An 18,993-nucleotide genomic window follows, 5' to 3' on the forward strand; every position below is an offset into this window, starting at 1 on the left:
GGCTGGGGCGCGGGCCTGGGCGGCTCGGGAGCCGGTGCCGGGGCGGCGCCGGGGGCGCCGATCACCGCGAGCCTGCCGCCCACCTCGACGGTCTCGTCCTCGCCGACGCTGATCTCCAGCACGGTGCCGGCCACCGGGGAGGGTACCTCGGTGTCCACCTTGTCTGTGGAGATCTCCAGCAGCGGCTCGTCCACCTCGACGGTTTCGCCGACCTGCTTGAGCCACCGGGTGACGGTGCCCTCGGTGACGCTCTCGCCCAGCTCCGGCAGCGTGACCGGGGTGCCCTCGGCGGCGGAACCGCCCGCCGGCGCGGCGGCCGGCTGCGGCGAAGGAGCGGCCGGCTGTGGCTCGGGCTCCGGTTCGCTCGGCTGCTGAGCGGTTTCGGGCGCGGGCGCGCTCTCGCCACCGCCCGACCCGTCGTCGATCACGGCCAGCTCACCGCCGACCTCGACCGTCTCGTCCTCCTTGGCGACGATCCGCTGCACGACACCGGCGACCGGCGACGGTACCTCGGTGTCCACCTTGTCCGTGGAGATCTCCAGCAGCGGCTCGTCGACCGCGACGGTGTCGCCTTCCTGCTTCAGCCACCGGGTGACGGTGCCCTCCGTGACGCTCTCCCCGAGCTCCGGCAATGTGACGGAGTAGGCCATCGTTCGCTGACTCCTTGAATCTTCTCGGTTGTGGTCGAAAGTGTCGGGAGGTTCGTCAGCCGTGCACGTGCAGTGGCTTGCCCGCCAGGGCAAGGTGTGCTTCGCCGAGGGCCTCGGTCTGGGTGGGGTGGGCGTGGATCAACGGGGCCACGTCCTCCGGGAACGCTTCCCAGTTGTAGATCAGCTGGGCCTCGCCGATCAGCTCGCCGACCCGGTCACCGACCAGGTGCAGGCCGACGACGGGTCCGTCCGGAGCCTTGATCAGCTTGATGGCGCCGGAGGTCTTGAGGATCTGGCTCTTACCGTTGCCGCCGAGGTCGTAGGTGAAGGTGGTGACCTCTTGGCCGTACTTCTCCTTGGCCGCGATCTCGGTCAGCCCGACCGAGGCGACCTCCGGGTGCGAGTAGGTGACCCGGGGGATGCCCGACTCGTCGATGGCGCGGGGCGAGGAGCCGGCGATCTCCTCGGCGACGAAGATGCCCTGCGCGAAGCCGCGGTGGGCCAGTTGCGGGCCCGGCACGATGTCGCCGACGGCGTAGACGTTCGGGAGGTTGGTGCGGAGGCGGTCGTCGGTGAGCACGAACCCGCGCTCCATGGCCACCCCGGCCTCCTCGTAGCCGTGGCCCGCGGTGTTGGGGCCGCGGCCGACGGCGACCAGCAGGAGGTCGCCGTCCAGGGTCTCGCCGGTCTCCAGCGACACGGAGACGCCGTTGGCGTCCTGCTTGGCGCCGGTGAACCTGACTCCGGTCTTGAAGGAGATCTTGCGGCGGCGGAACGCGCGTTCCAGCTGCTTGGAGGCGAACTCGTCCTCGTTGGGCACCAGCCGGGGCAGCGCTTCCACGATCGTCACGTCCACCCCGAAGGAGGCCCACACGCTGGCGAACTCGACGCCGATCACGCCGCCGCCGAGCACGATCACCTTCTCCGGGATGTAGTCCAGCGCCAGCGCGTCCTCGCTGGCGATGACCCGGCCGCCCAGTTCGAGGCCGGGCAGGGTCTTGGAGTAGGAACCGGTGGCGAGCAGCACGTTCTTGCCCGTGTAGCGCTGCCCGTCGACCTCGACGGTGTTCGGCGCGACGAAGGTGCCGGTGCCCTCGACCAGCCGCACCTTGTGCGCCTTGGCCAGGCCCTGCAGTCCTTTGTAGAGCCGGGCGATGATCGAGTCCTTGTACTTGTTGACGCCGGCGATGTCGACACCCTCGAGGATCGTCTTCACGCCGAACTGCTCGCCTTCGCGTGCGACGTCGGCGACCTCCGCCGCGTGCAGCAGTGCCTTGGTGGGGATGCAGCCCCGGTGGAGACAGGTCCCGCCCAGCTTGTCCTTCTCGACCAGGATCACGGAAAGGCCCAGCTCGGCCGCGCGGAAAGCCGCGGCGTAGCCGCCCGATCCGCCACCAAGGACTACCAGGTCGGCGGAGGTGTCGGTCACTTCAATAACTCCTCGGTGAGCTTGTCGGCGAAAGCTCGTTCGCAGGTCTGGTCAACCTCTTTTCACTTCTCGGCCTCATCATCTTGTCACTAGGTACTGCGCCGGTGCGACCGAGGCGGCCGTGCGCGTGGCCACACTGGCGGTACTCGCCCGTGGCGTAGCCGAACCGCAGGTCAGTGTCCGCGGTGACGGTGATTGCCGGTCCGTTACCCGGACCACTCCGCCACGCCGGGATAATGGCGAGTGGCCGGGAGTGTGGGGGTGGCTCCCTCACCGGAGCCCGGGGTGTGGGGTCGGACCCCACAGCAACAGCCGAGGGATGGGGTGGTCGAGGTGGGCCTGTTCGACTCGCTGCGCAGGAGGCGCGGAAGGCCGGGCACGCCGCGGGGGGCCAGAGAGAGCGACACCGCGCATCTCGACGCCTGGGCCGCCACCCGGCACGGGGTCGAGGCCTACGTCGAGCCCCGCACCACGGTCACCGAGACCACGGTCGTGCTGATCGCGCACGACGGCGAGTGGACGCGCCGCCGCATCGGCAGCCCGCAGGCGGCCCAGCAGTTCGGCCACAAGCGCGGCATCCCCGTGTACGAGGTGGCGAAGGTCGGCTATCCCAAGCGCATGCGCGAATACACCCAGCGCGTCAAACGGGAGGGCGGCCAGCGCTGAAGTCTTACCCGTGCTCGGCGATGTCGGCGAGGACCGCGGCGATGGTGCGCACGGGGACCCCGGTCCCGCCCTTTCCGGTGTAGCCCCAGGGACCGCCCGTGTTGAACGCCGGGCCCGCGATGTCGATGTGCGCCCAGGGAAGACCGTCGGCGACGAACTCACGCAGGAAGATCCCCGCGGCGAGCATGCCGCCCCACCGGTGGCCGGTCACGTTGGCCAGGTCCGCCAGCCGCGAGTCGAGGTCGGCGCGTAGTTCCTCGGGCAGCGGCATCGGCCAGCCACCCTCGCCGGTGGCCTGCGCGATCGCGGCGACCCGGTCGCGGAACTCGTCGGACCCCATGATCCCGGCGGTGCGGTTCCCGAGCGAGACCACCTGGGCACCGGTGAGCGTGGAGGTCTCGATGAGGTAGTCGGGGTCGTCCTCGGCGGCGCGCACGATCGCGTCGGCCAGCACGAGCCTGCCCTCGGCGTCGGTGTTGAGCACCTCGACCGTCTTGCCGCCGTACATGGCGAGCACGTCGCCCGGCCGGTACGAGGTGCCCGACGGCAGGTTCTCCGCGAGCGGGATGTCGGCGGTGACCTCGAGCGGGTACCTGAGCTTGGCGGCCAGCAGCACCGAGGCGAGCACGGCCGCGGCCCCGGACATGTCGGAGGTCATGTGGTCCATGTTCGCGGCGGGCTTGATGGAGATGCCGCCGGAGTCGAAGGTGATGCCCTTGCCGACCAGCGCGACCTTCTTCGCCGGCTTCGGGCCGTGGTAGCGCACGCGGACCAGGCGGGGCGGGCGGGAGGAGCCGCCGCCGACGCCGAGGATGCCGCCGAAGCCCTTGCGCTTCAACGCCTTCTCGTCGAGGACCTCGAACTCGAGGCCGGCCGCCTCGGCGAGTTGTCCGGCGCGCTCGGCGAAGGAGGCGGGGAACAGGTCGTTCGGCGGGGTGTTGATCAGGTCGCGGGCGACGACCACCGCCTCGGCGATCGCGGTGGCCGCCTTCAGCGTGGCCTTGTGCGCCTTGGCCGTGCCTTCGGCGGGGCTGAGGAAGTCCACCGCGCCGATCGGGCCGTCACCCGGCTCGGACTTGTACTCGGTGAACACGTAGGCGCCCAGCGCGGTGCCTTCGACCGCCGCGTGAAGGTCCACTGTGGACAAAGTGCTGAGGGCTCGCCGGGTTCCGGTCAGTGCGCGCGCCGCCGCTCCCGCGGCCCGGCGCACCTGCTCGCTGCCGACGGATCCATCGGCACCGGGTTTGCCGAGGCCGACCGCCAGCACCACGCCCGCGGGCAGTTTGCCCAGCGTCGGCAGCTTGACGACCTCCTCGGCCTTTCCACTGGCCCCGAGCGAGGACAGCACCTCCGCGAGCTTGCCGTCGAACGCCGCGTCGACCGCTTCCGCACCCGGCGCGAGAGTGACCGTTTTGTCGCCCTTGAAAGTGCCGATCACCACGACCTCGGCGCGGTTGGCGTCGGGTTTCTCGGTCAGGGCAAACTTGGGCACGGTCACTGCTGGCTCCTCGAGTTCTTACACCGATTGTGAGCCATGCTAATCAGGGGCTTCTCCGTCGAGGCAGGTGGTAGGCGTGCGGCTGGGTGCGGGACTGCTGATCGCGCTGGCCGTGGGCGCGGCGGCCGCGGGCTGGTGGCTGCTGGGCGGCGTCGTGCTGGCCGGATCGCTGGCGGCCGTTTCGGCGCTGCTCCCCTCGCCCGCCCCCAATGCGTTGCTTGACGGAAGCCGGGTCGCCGCACGACTGGCGATGGTGTCGCTGTTCGCTTCCGCGTTCGCCGCGTATCTGGTGCCGCGGCATTCCGCCGTCGCGGCGGTGGCCGTGGTGCTGGTGGTGACCGCGGTGGACGCGGTGGATTTCGCGCTGCCCCGGTATTTCCGGCGCTGGCTGCTCGGGATCCTGCTGGTCGCCGCGGCCGGTCTGGTCGCGGTGTGCCTGGCCGTCCCGCCGGTGCCGTCGCCGGCGGAAGTACCGGGAACCGGCGGGGTCTTCGTGGCGGCCGCGGTGTTGTTCCCCTTGCTCCCGCGACGGGCGAATCGGTGCCGGGGGTCCGAGGTCCTGGCCCCAGCGGGGCTGCGCCCCCATGTGTCAGCGGCGGTGTGGAAGCTGCGCCCCCATGCGACGGCGGGGGTGTGGGGGCTGCGCCCCCACACGACACTGTTCGGGGCTGTCGTCGTCGCGCTGGCCGTTTGTGCGGCCGCGCTCTACCAGCTCGGTGGTGTCCGGCTCGGACTTTCCGCCGCGCCCGTGCGGGATTTGCTGGCGGCGGTGGACGGGCAGGCCATCGAACCGTTGCTGGCCGGAGTCGTCGTTTTCGCCACCGTGCCCGCGGCGCTCGGTGCGCTGGCCGAAGCACGAGCTGGGTTTTCGCGGGTGGGTTCCGTGGCAGGGGGGCTTCTCGCCGCGGCCGGTGCGGCGCTGCTCGGGCCGAAACCCGCGCTGCTCGTCGCCGCCGCGCTCGCGCTGGCCGAGGTCCTGGTGGCGAGTCTGCTCACGCTGGCCGCCAGGCGGTGGGACGCACGTGCCGTGGCGAGTGCGGTACTGGCCGTCACGATGCTGGCCTGGCTGCCTCCGCGTTGCCTGTTGCTCGCTTTCGGCGCGATCGCCGTCGCGGCAGCCGTTACTGGATCAGCACGACGGCGAGCACGGTCAGTGCCACCCCGATCACGCCCAGAATGACCAGCGATTTGACCGGTAGGTCGCGCGGAAAGACCTTCTTGTGGACGGTGCGCCACCACACCACCCCGAAGATCGCGCCGACCAGGCCCAGGATGGCCCCGAACACGCCGGACAGCAGGATGTAGCCCACCAGCATGAGCACCCCGCCCGCGTAGGTGAGCAGCACGGCGGCGGCGAAGGTCCGGACATCCGATGCGGTCCCGGCGGAAACGGAGTTGTCGGCCACGGCCTCATGGTAGAGCAGCACCGGCCCGGGAAGGCCGGCTTTCGCCCGCTTAGCAGGACCGGGCCACCTGGCAATCGTTGGACGTCCGATCAAGAGCTATTCTGACCCCCATGACAACCACGATGCCCTTCACCCGTACCCCGAACCCGACTCCTGCCTCCACGCAGCGGGTAGCCGAGGTACTGGCGAACCCGGGCTTCGGGAAGTACTTCACCGACCACATGGTGACCCTGCGCTGGTCCGCCGAGCACGGCTGGCACGACGGCGCGGTGCGTCCCTACGAGCCGGTCACGCTCGACCCGGCGACGTCGGTGCTGCACTACGGTCAGTCGATCTTCGAGGGGCTCAAGGCCTACCGTCAGCCGGACGGCTCGATCGCCGCGTTCCGGCCGGACGCCAACGCCGCCCGGTTCCGCTCTTCGGCGCGGCGACTGGCGATGCCGGAGCTGCCGGAGGAGCTGTTCATCTCGTCGCTGCATGAGCTCGTCGCGGTGGACGGCCGGTGGGTGCTCACCACGCCGAACTCCACCCTTTACCTGCGCCCGTTCATGATCTCCACGTCGGTGGGCCTCGGTGTGAACGCCCCGGCCAGCGAGTACCTCTACAGCGTCATCGCCTCGCCCGTGGGGGCCTACTTCTCCGGTGGGATCAAGCCGGTGAGCGTGTGGCTGTCCACGGAGTACGTGCGGGCCGCCCCGGGCGGGACCGGCGCGGCGAAGTGCGCCGGGAACTACGCGGCGTCCTTCGTGGCCCAGGCCCAGGCCGTGGAGCAGGGCTGTGACCAGGTGGTCTGGCTCGACGCGGCGGAGCACCGGTGGGTCGAGGAGATGGGCGGGATGAACCTGTTCTTCGTCTTCGGCTCGGGCCGGGACGCCAAGTTGGTGACGCCGGAACTGAGCGGTTCGCTGCTGCCCGGTGTCACCCGCAGCTCCCTGCTGACGCTGGCGGCCGACTTCGGGCACCAGGTCGAGGAACGGCGCATCTCCACCGACGAGTGGGAGAAGGCGGCGGCTTCCGGTGAGCTGACCGAGGTGTTCGCGTGTGGCACCGCCGCCGTGATCACGCCGGTCGGCCGGGTCAAGCATGCCGGCGGCGAGTTCCTCGTCGCCGGTGGCGAGCCCGGCGAGCTGACCATGCGGCTGCGCACCGAGTTGACCGGCATTCAGGCGGGCACCTGCCCCGATCCGCATGGCTGGATGCACCCACTGTCCTGAGTGGACACGCGGGACGGGGGGTCCGGGGCTTGCCCCGGACCCCTTTCCGCGTCACGGCTCGTAGGTGGCCACCTCGGTCAGCAGGCGGGTGGCCATCGCCAGCAGTGGGAGGGCGGCGGCCGCGCCGGACCCCTCGCCGAGCCGGATGTCCAGGTCCAGCACCGGTTTCAGGTCGAGGTGCGTCAGCACGAGATCGTGGGCGGGCTCGGCGCACCGATGCGCGGCGAGCCACCACGACCGCGCACCGGGCGCGAGTTCCTCGGCCACCAGTGCGGCGGCGCCGGCGGTGAGGCCGTCCAGCAGGACCGGCGTGCGGCGCACCGCCGCCTGCGCGAGGAACCCGGCGATCGCGGCCAGATCAGCACCGCCGGAGGTGCGGAGCAGCGCGACCGGATCGGTCAGCACCGCGCGGGCCCGGCGCAGCGCGTCCCGGATCGCGGCCGCCTTGCGCATCCACGTGGTGTCGTCGATGCCGGAGCCCCGGCCGACCACCGCGACCGGTTCGGTGCCGGTGAGCGCGGCGACGAGCACCGAGGACGGGGTACTCGCGCCGACCCCCAGATCGCCCGCGATGAGCAAGTCGGCGCCGGAGTCCACCTCCGCGTCGGCCACCTCGATCCCGGCCCGCAGCGCCGCTTCCACTTCTTCGGCGGTGAGCGCGTCTTCGACGTCGATCGCACCGGAGCCCCTGCGCACCTTGAAACCGGTGAGCGGGGTGTCCGCGTCGACACCCACGTCGATCACACGCACCCCGGCGCCGCCCACCCGCGCGAGCGCGTTGGTGACTCCGCCGCCTTCCAGGAGCGCGCTTACCCGCCTGGCGGTGACTTCCGGGGGGTAGGCCGAAACGCCCTTGGCCGCGATCCCGTGGTCCGCGGCGAACACGATCACGCGCGGTCGGCTGAACGGGCGCGGCGGAACCTTGGCCTGGCAGGCCGCGACCCAGGCACCCAACTCCTCGAGCCTGCCCAGCGAGCCGACCGGCTTGAGCAGCGTGGCATGCCGCCGCAGTGCCTCGGCGCGAGTGGGCTCATCGGGATACGGGACCTCGGCGAACTCAACAGTCACGCGGTCAACCTAGTGCCCAAGCCCGCAGGCCCACCGCCACCCTCAACTGAACCGCTTCGCGTTGCTGCTGTCCTGACTCAATCGCGTTCCAGGAGCGCGCGGCCCAGAGACCGGTCGCAGATCAGAACATCCAGCACACCTGTGCGCAGGGCGCCGAGCACACCGGCCACCTTCTCGAGCCCGGCGGCGACCCCGGCGACGGCCGGGATGCCGGCCAGGCCGTCCAGCGAGATGCCCAGTACCCGGTCGTCCACCGGTCCCGGAACAGGATTGCCGGAGGCGTCGAAGAACCGGGCGCACACCTCCCCGACCGGGGCCGCGGCACGAAACTCCTCGAGTTCGTCGTCGGTGAGTTCCAGCGTCCGCACCAGCGCGGCCGACGAGCCGACGCCGAAGCTGCCGATACCGACCACCGCGACGTGCGCCCGGCGGGCGGCGTCCAAAGTGTCGCGAATGGACGGTTCGGCGAGCAGGATGTCCCGGCCCGCCACGGAAGTCAGCAACGCGGGTGCGGGCAGCCGCCGGAACCGGCCGCCGAGCCTGCCCGCGAGCTCGCGGGCCAGTTCTTCGCCGGTGACCGCGGAGTCCACTGAGGACAGTCCGCCGACGAGCGGTAGCACTTCCACGTCGAGCCCGCCCTCGTCCGGAACGTGCTGGACCACCGCCCGCACGCCGTGAGCCCAGGAGACCCCGATCCGCCGTCCGGGACGCAGGTTCTCCATCAGCCACCGGGCGCCGAGATCGCCCACGCGCGGCAGCGGCCGTTCCCCGCTGTGGCTTCCCGCGACCCGGCAGTCCCGCAGCCCGAAACGCTCGGTCAGGCCGCCCTCCAACTCCAGGTCCCGCCCGGTCGGGTCGTTGATCCGGATCTGCACGATGCCGCGCTCGCGGGCCGCGGTGAGCATCCGCGACACACTTGACCGGCTCACCCCGAGGGCACCGGCGATCTCGTGCTGGGAGCGGCCCTCCTCGTAGTAGAGGCGGGCCGCCTTGACCAGCAACTGCCGTTCCCGGGGTGGCGGCATCAGGCGTCCAGATCACTCACCAGGAGCTGAGACAACTCGGCGAGGGCGGTGTCGGCGTTCTCGCCCTCGGCGCGCAACACCACCTCTTCGCCGTGGCCGATCGTTAGGCTCAGTACGGAAAGCACGCTCCGCGCGTCCACTGGGTCGGCCCCGGGACGCCCGATGGTGACCGATCCGCCGTGCTTGGCGGCCGCCTTGACGAAGAGGCCGGCCGGGCGCGCGTGCAGACCCACCGGCGAACCGATCTTGACCTTGATCTCCGGCATGTCGCTCCTGTTCCGTCGGGGCTGGTGAGCCGCGGGATCCGCATGCTACAGCCGTCATTGTCAAGCGTGAAGAACATATGCACAGAAGTGCGGACAGGTGGTGGCACGGGGTGGGTCGCCGTTGGGCCGCCGCGGCCGGTTGCCGGCGCCCCTGCGGGAGATCTTGATCGTATGATTCCGGTCATGACACAACGGCGGGCGAAGGCGAGCACGGGGCCGTGCGCCGCCGGTGTGGTGCTGGCCAGCGGCGCCGGCACGCGGGTCGGCGCGAGCCTGAACAAGGTGTACCTGCCGCTGGCCGGGCGTAGGCTGGTTTCCTGGTCGCTGGAGGCGTTCGCGCGTGTGCCCGGCGTCGGCGTGCTCGTGCTCGTCGCCCGCCCTGAGGACCTCGACCTGGTCGAGTCGGTGCTCGACCGCGAGGTCACCGGCGCCGTCGAGGTCGTCTACGGCGGGCAGACCCGGCAGGAGTCCGAACTGCGCGCGCTGCGCCACCTCGCCGAGCGGATCGACGGCGCGCTGATCGACACCGTGCTGTTGCACGACGCGGCCCGGCCGTTGATCAGCCCGGCCCTGATCGGCGGAGTGCTGCACTCGGCGCGCGAGCACGGCGGCGCGATCCCCGGATTGCCCGCCGACGACATCCTGGCCGTCGGCGAAGACGGCAAGTCACTCGGCGAGCGCTTACCGGGCACGGTGATCCGGGCGCAGACCCCGCAGGGTTTCCGCGCGAGGCCGTTGCTGGACGCCTACGAGCAGGCGGCGCGCGAGGGTTTCGTGGGCACGGACACCGCGTCGGTGATGGAACGGTTCTCCGGCCTGCCGGTGCACTGGGTCCGGGGGGAGCAGCAGAACTTCAAGGTCACCTACCCGCACGACCTGGTGGTCGCCGAGCGAATGCTGGCTTCGCCGGACTACCAAACCTCGGACTCCTGAACCCAGGAAAACGCACGGACAAGACCGAGCACGCCACTGGCCTGTCCCCGCTGCGGTCAAACCCAGGTCAAACCCAGGCCAAACCCCCTGACCCGCCTGGGGGCAAGCCCCAGACCGCTCTGCCCGCCTGCGGGTGTGCCCCCAGACCCCCTTCCCTCTGGGGTGCGGACCCCCAGATCCCCTGACCGGGAGTGAGCTCAGCCCGCCCGGGCGGTCAGGCGCGGGTCGTCCTCGACGACGCCGAGCAGGACCTCGTCGATCGCCGTCAGCAGGTCGGCGTCAAGCTGCACGCCCGCTGCCTTGACGTTCTCGCGCACCTGGTCGGGCCGTGAAGCGCCGATGATCGCCGCCGCCACGTTCGAGTTCTGGAGCACCCACGCCACGGCGAGCTGCGCCAGGCTCAGCCCCGCCTGCGCGGCCAAGGGCTCGAGCTTGGCCACCCGCTCCAGCACTTCGTCGCGCAGCCATCGCTGGATGAAGGTCGCGCCCCGCTCGTCGGTCGCGCGGGATCCGGCGGGCGCGGGCCGGCCCGGCTGGTACTTGCCGGTCAGCGCGCCCTGCGCGATCGGCGAGTACACGATCTGGCTGATGCCCTCGCGCTCACTGGCCGGCACCACCTGGGGCTCGATGACCCGCCACAGCATGTTGTACTGCGGCTGATTGGACACGAACGGCACGTTCAGCTCACGCGCGATCGCCGCGCCCCGGGTGATCTCCTCGGCCGTCCACTCGGACACGCCGATGTAGAGCACCTTGCCTTGGCGGACCAGGTCGGCGAAGGCGAGGAAGGTCTCCTCCAGCGGCACGGTCGGGTCGAAACGATGCGCCTGGTAGACGTCGATGTGGTCGGTTCCCAGCCGCTTCAGCGAGGCGTGGCAGGACTCGAGGACGTGCTTGCGCCCGAGCCCCTTGTCGTTGGGGCCGCCCGGACCGGTCGGGAAGAAAACCTTGGTGAGGATCTCCAGGCTTTCCCGCCGCTGCCCGGCGAGACCGCGGCCGAGCACCGACTCCGCGGCGGTGTTCGCGTAGACGTCGGCGGTGTCGAAGGTGGTGATCCCGGCGTCGAGCGCGGCCCGGATGCAGGCGTGTGCCTGCTCTTCCTCGATCTGCGAGCCGTGCGTGATCCAGTTGCCGTAGGCGAGTTCACTGACGGAGAGGCCGCTGCGGCCGAGGCGGCGGTGGTACATGAGTGCTCCTGTTCGCGGCAGTCAAGGTGACTACGGGGCGCGCGTTGAATCGGGGCGGCAGGACGCCTTATTCGATCAGGCGACCGGGGTTCTCAAGGAGCGGCCTGCCGACACCGTCGCGGGCAAGGCCGCGGGAAAGCGGGTAAGGGCATGAGCGTCACCCTAGATCACTACGCGGATGGTCACGCAACGAATAGAGTGTGAAGCCATGCGTGTTATCGCCAGACTGGGAAGTCTGTCTCTGGCCGTCGCGGCACTCACCATCATCACGGCCATTCAAATGACCTTGGTCACAGTGGACAACATCATCGACTACCACACCAACTACGCGTTCGTCCAGCACGTGCTGTCGATGGACACCACGTTCAAGTCGCCCAACCTGATGTGGCGGTCCATCGCCAGCCCGGGTCTCGCCACCACCGCCTACGTACTGGTGATCGCCTGGGAGGCCGTCACGTCCGTTCTCCTGCTCGCGGGCAGCGTCGCCTGGATACTCCGCCGGCCGATCGCGAAAACGCTTTCCGCGGCGGGCTGGCTGATGCAACTGGTTCTGTTCGCCGGCGGCTTCCTCGCGGTGGGCGGCGAGTGGTTCCAGATGTGGCAGTCCCCGAAGTGGAACGGCCTCGAATCGGCGACGCGCTACCTGATCGTCGCCGCGGTCGGGCTGGTCCTCGTGCACTCGCTGCGGGGCAAGGAAGACGACCCGGTCGCCCGGTCCGTGGGACACCGGGAGCGAGCCGTCAAGGAGCCACTGTAGAAGAAGGGGATCTGGCGGCCGTACCCCCACACGGCAGAGCGCGCCGCCGAGAACACCCCCAGACTTCTCGGCGACGCGCCGTCAACAGCATGACAGCTGATCGCCTCGACCGGTCCAGAGCCGTCCGATCCGGTCGCTAAACTCGCTGCTGAACGCCGTACATACGGTTTCCGGTCCGGAGCAGGACAAGGAGGACGATCCGCACCCGATGGTCGACTCTCGCCCGGATCTCCTGCCACGTGCGGTCTTCGCGGAACGTTTTTCCCTGCTGTACGCCCAGGCGGGCGACCCGCCGCTGAAGCAGGTGGCCAGCGCGGTGGCCCGGGCAGGCAGGGTCGACGAGCGCGGCCATCCGGTCCGGGTGGTGCCCCAACGGGTCAGCGACTGGCGGCGTGGCCGCAACGTCCCGGCGCGGTTCGCCGCGCTCTCGGTCGTGCTGGAGGTGCTGATCGGGCAGGCGCGGCGCGTCCGCCCGCAGCCGCCGGTCGAAGGTCTGTACGACATCGTCGCTTGGCGGTCGCTCTGGAGGGAGGCGCTGGCCACTCCCGTTTCCACGGCCGGAGAGCCGGGCGGGGACAGCGGCGCCTGCCCCTATCGGGGGTTGTCCGCTTTCCGCGCGGAGGACTCGGGCTGGTTCTTCGGCCAGGAGCGGAGCCGGGACGCGCTGGTCGCGCGGCTGGCCGGGGCCATCGAGACCGGTGGGATCGTCGCGCTGGTCGGCGCGTCCGGGGCCGGCAAGTCGTCGCTGGTGCACGCCGGCCTGCTGCCCGCGCTCGCCCGCGGCGCGCTGGGCGGGACCCCGGACCCGGGCTGGCCGACGGTGGTGATCACGCCTGGCGACGACCCGCTCAAGCAACTGGTCACCGAGGTCCCGGCGCTGGCCGACGCGTCCGGTCCGGACGAAATCCGCGCGGCGATCGCCGCGGAAGCCCAGCGGCGCAGCGGACCCGACGCGCGCATCGTGCTCGTGGTGGACCAGTTCGAGGAGACCTTCACCCTCTGCGAGGACGATGAGGTCCGCCGCAAGTTCGTGCGGGTGCTGGACACCCTGTGCGCGCGGGGCGCGGCGGGGCTGGTCCTGGTGGCCGTCCGCGCCGACTTCTACGGCCAGTGTCTGGAGCACCTGCCGCTCGCCGAGGCGCTGCAGGCCCGCTCGATGGTGCTCGGGCCGATGACGGCGATCGAACTGCGGGAGGCGGTCACCGGCCCGGCGAAGGCGGCGGGCCTGCAACTGGAGACTGGACTGGCCGACCTCATCCTGCGCGATCTGGGCGTGCAGAACGGACGGTGCCGGACCGCCTACAACGCCGGGGCACTGCCGCTGCTTTCGCACGCGCTGCTGGCCACCTGGCAGCGTCGGCAGAGCGGCAAACTGACCATCGCCGGGTACCGTTCGGCGGGCGGGATCCACCGTGCGGTCGCGGAGACCGCCGAGCGTGCCTGGGCCAATCTCGACGCCAACGGCCAGGTCGCGGCGCGGCAGATCCTGCTGCGACTGGTCCGTGTCGGCGAGGACACCCAGGACACCCGTCGCCGCGGCAACCGGCAGGAGCTGGTGGAACAGGCGCCGAACGCGGCCGCCGCGGAAGCTGCCCTGGACACGCTGGCCAGCGCGCGGCTGCTGACCTTGGACGCCAAGTCGGTCGAGATCACTCACGAGGCTTTGCTGCACGCCTGGCCCCGGTTGCGGCGGTGGATCGAGGGGGACCGGGCGGGCAACCTGCTGCGCCAGCGGCTGGAGGAGGACGCGCGAGCCTGGGACCGCGAGGGCCGGGACTCCTCCCCGCTCTACCGCGGAGCGCGCCTCGACCACGCCAAACAGTGGGCGTCGACGGCCGGTCAGGAGGCGCTGAGCGCGGTGGCCGGCGCCTTCCTCGCGGCCTCCGTCCGGCACCAGCGCCGGAACAGCTGGCTCCGGCGCTCCGCGGTGGCACTGGTCGTGGTGTTCGCGATGACCGCGGTGTCCGCTGCGGTCATCGCGGTCCAGCAGCGTGACGACGCACGGTTCCAGCAGGTGGTGTCCGAAACCGACCGCCTGGCCGACAGCGACCCGTCCCTGTCGGCCGTGTTCGGCCTGGTGGCCCGCCGGATGCGCCCGGACGACACGGCGGTCGACACCCGGTTGATCTCCACCCAGCAGCAGGCGCTGGCCACCCCCATCCTCGGGCACACCGGCGCGGTCTACCTGACTTCGTTCAGTCCGGACGGGAACACCCTCGCGACCGCCAGCTACGACCGCACCGCCCGGTTGTGGGACGTCCGCGACCGCAGTCACCCCAAGCCCCTCGGCGCGCCGCTGACCGGGCACACGAGCTGGGTGAGCACGGCGGTGTTCAGCCCGGACGGCCGGTTGCTCGCGACCGCGGGCGACGACGGCACGGTTCTGCTCTGGGATGTGACGGACCCGGCACGGCCGGTTCGCCTCGGCGACCCGATCAGCGGCGGCGACGGCACCATCTACCTGGTCGCGTTCAGCCCTGACGGGCGCCGGCTGGCCACCGCCGACGAGAAGCACACGGTCCACCTTTGGGACATCTCCGATCCACGCCGGCCGGCGAGTCTCAGCCTGCTGACCGGGCACACGGACGCGGTCCGGTCGGTCGCGTTCAGCCCGGACGGGCGCACGATCGCGGCGGGCGGCGACGACGACACCATCCTGTTGTGGGACGTGACGGACCCGCGCGCTCCGGCGCCGCTGGGCGGGCCGCTGACCGGGTTCACCGACACCGTGCACTCGGTCGCGTTCAGTCCCGATGGGCGGCTGCTGGCGGCCGGCAGCGGAGACAAGACGGTCCGGCTGTGGGACGTCGGCGACCGCGGCCGCGCTGTTCCGCTGGGTGCCCCGCTGATCGGACACACCGGCCAGGTCTGGTCGGTGGCGTTCAACCGGGACGGGAACGTGCTGGCCAGCACCGGGAACGACGGCACCGCCCGGCTGTGGAACCTGGCCAACCCGGCCAAGGTCAGCGAGCTGGAACACCCGCTGGCCGGGGGCTCCGGATACGCGGTTTCGTTCAGCCCCGACGGGCGTTATCTCGCCACCGGCGGGCAGGACGGAATCGTGCGGCTGTGGTCACTGCCGGGCACCATCCTCGCCGGTCATACCTCCGACGTGAAGGAGGTCGCGTTCAGACAGGACGGCCAGGTGATGGCCAGCGGCAGTACCGACCACACGATCCGGCTGTGGGACGTGCGCGATCCGGGCCACCCCAGCACGCTCGGCCTGCTCACCGCCACCGGGCAGATCTGGAAGATGGCATTCGCCCCGGACGGAAAGATCCTGGCCGTCGGGGAAAGCGACCGGACGGTCCAGCTGTGGAACGTCGCCGACCCGGCCCACCCCACGCTGCTCGGCGACCCGCTGGCCCTCGGCGTCCGCTACGCCAACGACGTCATGTTCAGCCCGAACGGCCGGATCATGGTCACCGGCAACGACGACCAGAGCGTTCAGCTCTGGGACATCGCCGATCCCGCCCGTCCGGTCAAGCTCGGCCCGCCGCTGACCGGGCACACCGGCTACGTCAACTCGATCGCGTTCAGCCCGGACGGCCGCACTCTTGCCACCGGCAGCAGCGACCAGACCGTGCGGCTGTGGAACGTCGCCGATCCCGCCCGTGCCGTTCCCCTCGGCCGGCCACTGACGGGACACACCGGCGCGATCAACGCCATCGAGTTCAGCCCGGACGGGAAGACGCTCGCCTCCGGCAGTGACGACAAGACGGTGCGGCTGTGGAACGTCGCCGATCCCGCCAACGCCGGCCCGGTCGGCAGCCCGCTCGCCGGCTTCGCCGGCCTGGTCAAGGATGTGGCGTTCAGCCCGGACGGCGTCTGCCTGGCTTCGGTCACCGACGACGGGGCCGTCCAGCTGTGGAGCGTCGGGGACCGGGCGAACCCCGTGCCGTACGGGCGTTCACTGAACGGGAGCCGGAGCGGCGAGGTCAGCTCCACGGCGTTCGCCCCGTCCGGCAGGACCCTGGCCACCACCACTGACACCGGCACCGTGCTGCTGTGGGACCTCGACGTCGACGACGCGATCCGGCGGATCTGCGGGGCGACCGAAGGCACCCTCACCGAAGACGGCTGGCAGCAGCACCTACCGCAGCTGCCCTATGACCCGCCTTGTTAGTCAGGAACTTGTTAGTCAGGAAATTGTGTCGCCGGGCTTGACACGCGGCTTGGGCATCCGAAGCCTGCGGATCTGGCTGGCCCGGACGAAGGCGTACCAGCCGATCGAGCGGCCGTTGACCGTCTCCTTCGGGAACTTCGCGCGCACCTGCTTGGCGATCCGCCTGCCGGACAGGACCCCTTCGGCGGCCATCGCCAGCAACAGCAGCGTGCACAGCAGGGTGGCGTATTGCTGAATGGCCACGTACGGCACGAGCAGCGCGACGAACACCAGCACCGCGAGCGGCATGAACAGGCCGAGCAGGTTCCGCCGGGAGTCCACCAGGTCACGCACGTAGGCCTTGACCGGGCCCTTGTCCCGGGGCAGCAGGTACCGCTCGTCGCCCTGGGCCATCAGCCGCTGGCGCTCCCTGGCCTGTGCGCGGCGCTCGGCCTTGAAGTTCGGGTTCGACTTCTTCAGCTCGCGGTTGCGCTTCATCGCCTCGCGCATGGTGCGCGGCGGCGGGGCCACCGGACCGCGGCGCTTGCTCTCGGCCTCGCGGCGCTTCGGAGTCGCGCGGCCCTTACCGGGTGTGTATCCCTTGTTGTGAGATTCGATACCGGGCGCCACCTCGGCGGTCCCGTTCTCGGGGCTGTCTTCGGTGGTAGTGCCATTGCGGCGCAAGAACCTCACTCGAACAGGATATTCCAAGCTCGCCGTAGGTGTTCACGTGGTCGGCGGGTATGCCACCATGGAACAGATCAGGCACCGCGGTTGTTGTCCACTGCAAGATGACCCCGTGCCTGCCGCACGCAACACCGAGGGAGAGCAATGACGACCGCTGAGCAGACCGGCCAGCAGCCCGAGGCCGGCGAAGCCACGCACGGCGTGACGCTGACCGACGCCGCGGCTGCCAAGGCGAAGGCCCTGCTGGACCAGGAGGGCCGCGACGACATGCACCTGCGGATCGCAGTCCAGCCGGGTGGTTGCGCGGGCCTGCGCTACCAGCTGTTCTTCGACGAGCGCACGCTTGACGGCGACCTCTTCCGCGATTTCAACGGGCTGCGCGTGGCCGTGGACCGGATGAGCGCGCCGTACGTGCAGGACGCCGTGATCGACTTCGTCGACACGATCGAGAAGCAGGGCTTCACCATCGACAACCCCAACGCCACGGGCTCGTGCGCCTGCGGCGACTCGTTCCACTGACCACCTGAAAGCGGGGCTCCATCCGGGGCCCCGCTTTCCTTTGGGTTCAGTACGCGTCGAGGCCGGCCACCTGTGAGTGGCAAGCCTCGTCGACGACCCATTGCTGGGGAGCCGGGGGGTGCGGGGCGGAACCGGCCGGGACCCGCAACTCCTCCGGGATGTCAGCACAGTCGTTGATCAGTTCGTCGAGGGTTTCGGGTTCGGTAGCGGGGGTCACGAAACCGACGCTAAGCCGGTTGCGTGCGTCGCGACAGCCTTACCTACCGGTAGTGTTCGCCAGTCGCTCTTTTCGGGTTATCGACACCGATGTCAGACAGGGAGAACCGGTGGCTTCCAACGATCGCATCGCGGTGGCCGGCAGCATCGCAACAGATCATCTGATGCACTTCCCGGGAAGGTTCGCCGAGCAACTCGTCGCCGACCAGCTGCACCGGGTGTCGCTGTCCTTCCTCGCCGACGATCTCGTGGTCCGGCGCGGCGGCATCGGCGCCAACGTGGCTTTCGGACTTGGCGTGCTGGGCGTGCGGCCGGTGCTGGTCGGGGCGGTGGGCGAGGACTTCGCCGACTACCGGTCCTGGCTGGAACGCCACGGTGTCGACACCGCGGGCGTGCACGTGTCGGAGGTCGCGCACACCGCTCGTTTCGTGTGCACCACCGACGACGATCTGTGCCAGATCGCCACCTTCTACACCGGCGCCATGGCCGAGGCGCGCAACATCGAACTGGAACCGATCGCTCGCCGCTGCGGTGGGCTGAGCCTCGTGCTGATCAGCCCGGACGATCCCGAAGGCATGCTCCGGCACGCCGAAGAGTGCCGCCAGCGTGGCTACCCCTTCGCCGTCGACCCGTCACAGCAGCTCGCCAGGATGAGCGGCGAGCAGGCCCGCGCCTTCGTCGACGGGGCCAGGTACCTGTTCACCAACGACTACGAATGGGAGCTGCTGCTCCGCAAGACCGGCTGGACCGAGCAGGACGTGCTCGGCCGCGTCGGCATCCGGATCACCACGCTCGGTGAAAAGGGCGTGGAGATCATCGGCCCGGACGGGCTCGACCTGAAGGTCAGCGCGGTACCCGAATTCGCCAAGGCGGACCCGACCGGCGTCGGCGACGGCTTCCGCGCCGGTTTCCTGGCCGGCCGCGCGGGCGGGCTGAACCTCGAACGTTCCGCCCAGCTCGGCTCCCTCATCGCCGTCCTCGTCCTGGAGACCGTGGGCACCCAGGAATGGACCTTGAACACCCCCTCGGCCGTCAAACGCCTCGCCGACGCCTACGGCTCCGACGCCGCCACCGAAATCGCCCCCCGCCTCCCGTCCTGACCCCGCCCGAGTCCGGCTCTCGGGACACCCGAGTCCAGCCTCCGCGGCACCCGAGTCGGGCTTTCGTGGCACGCGAGTCGGGTTTTCGGGACACGTGAGTCCGGCTTTCGCGTCGCGTGAGATAGTCCACAATTCGCGTTGTGGCCGGCCGTATCGGCCTTGGCGGAAGGGGACGCGGGGTCTCGCACCCAGGGATCACGGCATCCCGTTGAAGCGGGTGAGCGTTGGACACCATGCCGGCGGGGTCGTGGCCCCTTGCTGTGCGAG

Annotated in this window: 18 protein-coding genes; 8 read left to right on the forward strand and 10 right to left on the reverse strand. The window is 70.5% G+C overall.

Annotated elements, in window-relative coordinates:
- Together VJT49_RS05405 and lpdA are read right to left on the reverse strand one after the other, a co-directional pair.
- Positions 1–650 (reverse strand): biotin/lipoyl-containing protein (locus tag VJT49_RS05405; RefSeq protein ID WP_324163574.1); only part of this gene is annotated, 650 nt, incomplete at its 3' end.
- A gap of 55 nt (positions 651–705) precedes the next feature.
- The gene (gene lpdA / locus VJT49_RS05410; RefSeq protein WP_324163575.1) at positions 706–2,079 is read right to left on the reverse strand and encodes a dihydrolipoyl dehydrogenase; all 1,374 of its coding nucleotides are present in this window, start codon (positions 2,077–2,079) and stop codon (positions 706–708) included.
- A gap of 324 nt (positions 2,080–2,403) precedes the next feature.
- On the opposite strand from lpdA, the gene VJT49_RS05415 reads away from it, so the two are divergent.
- Positions 2,404–2,745, forward strand: coding sequence for an oxidoreductase (locus tag VJT49_RS05415; RefSeq protein WP_324163591.1), 342 nt, complete (start codon positions 2,404–2,406; stop codon positions 2,743–2,745).
- A gap of 4 nt (positions 2,746–2,749) precedes the next feature.
- Here VJT49_RS05415 and VJT49_RS05420 read toward each other — a convergent pair whose 3' ends face one another.
- Positions 2,750–4,243, reverse strand: coding sequence for a leucyl aminopeptidase (locus tag VJT49_RS05420; RefSeq protein ID WP_324163576.1), 1,494 nt, complete (start codon positions 4,241–4,243; stop codon positions 2,750–2,752).
- A gap of 76 nt (positions 4,244–4,319) precedes the next feature.
- Here VJT49_RS05420 and VJT49_RS05425 point away from each other — a divergent pair, with 76 nt between their 5' ends.
- Complete coding sequence (locus VJT49_RS05425; RefSeq protein WP_324163577.1) at positions 4,320–5,423, forward strand: hypothetical protein; 1,104 nt, start codon at positions 4,320–4,322, stop codon at positions 5,421–5,423.
- On the opposite strand, the gene VJT49_RS05430 is transcribed toward VJT49_RS05425, so the two are convergent.
- On the reverse strand, positions 5,365–5,649 hold the full coding sequence (locus VJT49_RS05430) for a hypothetical protein (protein ID WP_324163578.1): 285 nt from the start codon (positions 5,647–5,649) through the stop codon (positions 5,365–5,367). The genes VJT49_RS05425 and VJT49_RS05430 overlap by 59 nt on opposite strands.
- 110 nt (positions 5,650–5,759) lie before the next feature.
- Between VJT49_RS05430 and VJT49_RS05435 the strand changes: the two genes are divergently transcribed.
- Complete coding sequence (locus VJT49_RS05435; RefSeq protein ID WP_324163579.1) at positions 5,760–6,863, forward strand: branched-chain amino acid aminotransferase; 1,104 nt, start codon at positions 5,760–5,762, stop codon at positions 6,861–6,863.
- 51 nt (positions 6,864–6,914) lie between these two features.
- On the opposite strand, the gene cobT is transcribed toward VJT49_RS05435, so the two are convergent.
- The 3 genes from cobT to VJT49_RS05450 all read right to left on the reverse strand — a co-directional run bounded on the left by cobT (position 6,915) and on the right by VJT49_RS05450 (position 9,222).
- Positions 6,915–7,931, reverse strand: coding sequence for a nicotinate-nucleotide--dimethylbenzimidazole phosphoribosyltransferase (gene cobT / locus VJT49_RS05440; RefSeq protein WP_324163580.1), 1,017 nt, complete (start codon positions 7,929–7,931; stop codon positions 6,915–6,917).
- A 77-nt stretch (positions 7,932–8,008) separates the two neighbouring features.
- On the reverse strand, positions 8,009–8,956 hold the full coding sequence (locus VJT49_RS05445) for a sugar-binding transcriptional regulator (protein ID WP_324163581.1): 948 nt from the start codon (positions 8,954–8,956) through the stop codon (positions 8,009–8,011).
- Positions 8,956–9,222 carry an HPr family phosphocarrier protein gene (locus VJT49_RS05450; protein WP_324163582.1) on the reverse strand — a complete coding sequence of 89 codons (267 nt, stop codon included), beginning with the start codon at positions 9,220–9,222 and terminating at the stop codon, positions 8,956–8,958. Before VJT49_RS05450 ends, VJT49_RS05445 begins: the two co-directional genes overlap by 1 nt.
- Before the next feature lie 183 nt (positions 9,223–9,405).
- Between VJT49_RS05450 and VJT49_RS05455 the strand changes: the two genes are divergently transcribed.
- Positions 9,406–10,155, forward strand: coding sequence for an IspD/TarI family cytidylyltransferase (locus tag VJT49_RS05455; protein WP_324163583.1), 750 nt, complete (start codon positions 9,406–9,408; stop codon positions 10,153–10,155).
- A 197-nt stretch (positions 10,156–10,352) separates the two neighbouring features.
- Here the strand turns inward: VJT49_RS05455 and VJT49_RS05460 are convergent, their stop codons facing one another.
- Complete coding sequence (locus VJT49_RS05460) at positions 10,353–11,342, reverse strand: aldo/keto reductase family protein (protein ID WP_324163584.1); 990 nt, start codon at positions 11,340–11,342, stop codon at positions 10,353–10,355.
- 280 nt (positions 11,343–11,622) lie between these two features.
- On the opposite strand from VJT49_RS05460, the gene VJT49_RS05465 reads away from it, so the two are divergent.
- Both VJT49_RS05465 and VJT49_RS05470 read left to right on the forward strand, forming a co-directional pair.
- Entirely contained in the window at positions 11,623–12,099 is a 477-nt protein-coding gene (locus VJT49_RS05465; protein ID WP_414635832.1) for a DUF2165 domain-containing protein, read from the forward strand.
- Positions 12,100–12,307: 208 nt separating this feature from the next.
- Positions 12,308–16,225: a hypothetical protein gene (locus tag VJT49_RS05470; RefSeq protein ID WP_324163586.1), complete on the forward strand. Its 3,918-nt coding sequence runs from the start codon at positions 12,308–12,310 to the stop codon at positions 16,223–16,225.
- Positions 16,226–16,240: 15 nt separating this feature from the next.
- Here VJT49_RS05470 and VJT49_RS05475 read toward each other — a convergent pair whose 3' ends face one another.
- Positions 16,241–16,897, reverse strand: coding sequence for a DUF3043 domain-containing protein (locus tag VJT49_RS05475; RefSeq protein ID WP_324163587.1), 657 nt, complete (start codon positions 16,895–16,897; stop codon positions 16,241–16,243).
- Between the two features lie 138 nt (positions 16,898–17,035).
- On the opposite strand from VJT49_RS05475, the gene VJT49_RS05480 reads away from it, so the two are divergent.
- Complete coding sequence (locus VJT49_RS05480) at positions 17,036–17,410, forward strand: iron-sulfur cluster assembly accessory protein (RefSeq protein WP_324163588.1); 375 nt, start codon at positions 17,036–17,038, stop codon at positions 17,408–17,410.
- Between the two features lie 46 nt (positions 17,411–17,456).
- On the opposite strand, the gene VJT49_RS05485 is transcribed toward VJT49_RS05480, so the two are convergent.
- On the reverse strand, positions 17,457–17,627 hold the full coding sequence (locus VJT49_RS05485; protein WP_324163589.1) for a hypothetical protein: 171 nt from the start codon (positions 17,625–17,627) through the stop codon (positions 17,457–17,459).
- Between the two features lie 109 nt (positions 17,628–17,736).
- Here VJT49_RS05485 and VJT49_RS05490 point away from each other — a divergent pair, with 109 nt between their 5' ends.
- On the forward strand, positions 17,737–18,726 hold the full coding sequence (locus tag VJT49_RS05490; RefSeq protein WP_324163590.1) for a carbohydrate kinase family protein: 990 nt from the start codon (positions 17,737–17,739) through the stop codon (positions 18,724–18,726).
- Positions 18,727–18,993: the final 267 nt, after the last annotated feature.

This window comes from Amycolatopsis sp. (genome assembly GCF_035276945.1).
Lineage (GTDB): Bacteria > Actinomycetota > Actinomycetes > Mycobacteriales > Pseudonocardiaceae > Amycolatopsis_E.

Coding starts and splice junctions, on each gene's coding strand:
- VJT49_RS05435 (WP_324163579.1), top strand. CDS start 5,760: ATGACAACCACGATGCCCTTCACCCGTACCCCGAACCCGACTCCTGCC.
- VJT49_RS05445 (WP_324163581.1), bottom strand. CDS start 8,956: ATGCCGCCACCCCGGGAACGGCAGTTGCTGGTCAAGGCGGCCCGCCTC.
- VJT49_RS05450 (WP_324163582.1), bottom strand. CDS start 9,222: ATGCCGGAGATCAAGGTCAAGATCGGTTCGCCGGTGGGTCTGCACGCG.
- VJT49_RS05455 (WP_324163583.1), top strand. CDS start 9,406: ATGACACAACGGCGGGCGAAGGCGAGCACGGGGCCGTGCGCCGCCGGT.
- VJT49_RS05460 (WP_324163584.1), bottom strand. CDS start 11,342: ATGTACCACCGCCGCCTCGGCCGCAGCGGCCTCTCCGTCAGTGAACTC.
- VJT49_RS05465 (WP_414635832.1), top strand. CDS start 11,623: ATGACCTTGGTCACAGTGGACAACATCATCGACTACCACACCAACTAC.
- VJT49_RS05470 (WP_324163586.1), top strand. CDS start 12,308: ATGGTCGACTCTCGCCCGGATCTCCTGCCACGTGCGGTCTTCGCGGAA.
- VJT49_RS05480 (WP_324163588.1), top strand. CDS start 17,036: ATGACGACCGCTGAGCAGACCGGCCAGCAGCCCGAGGCCGGCGAAGCC.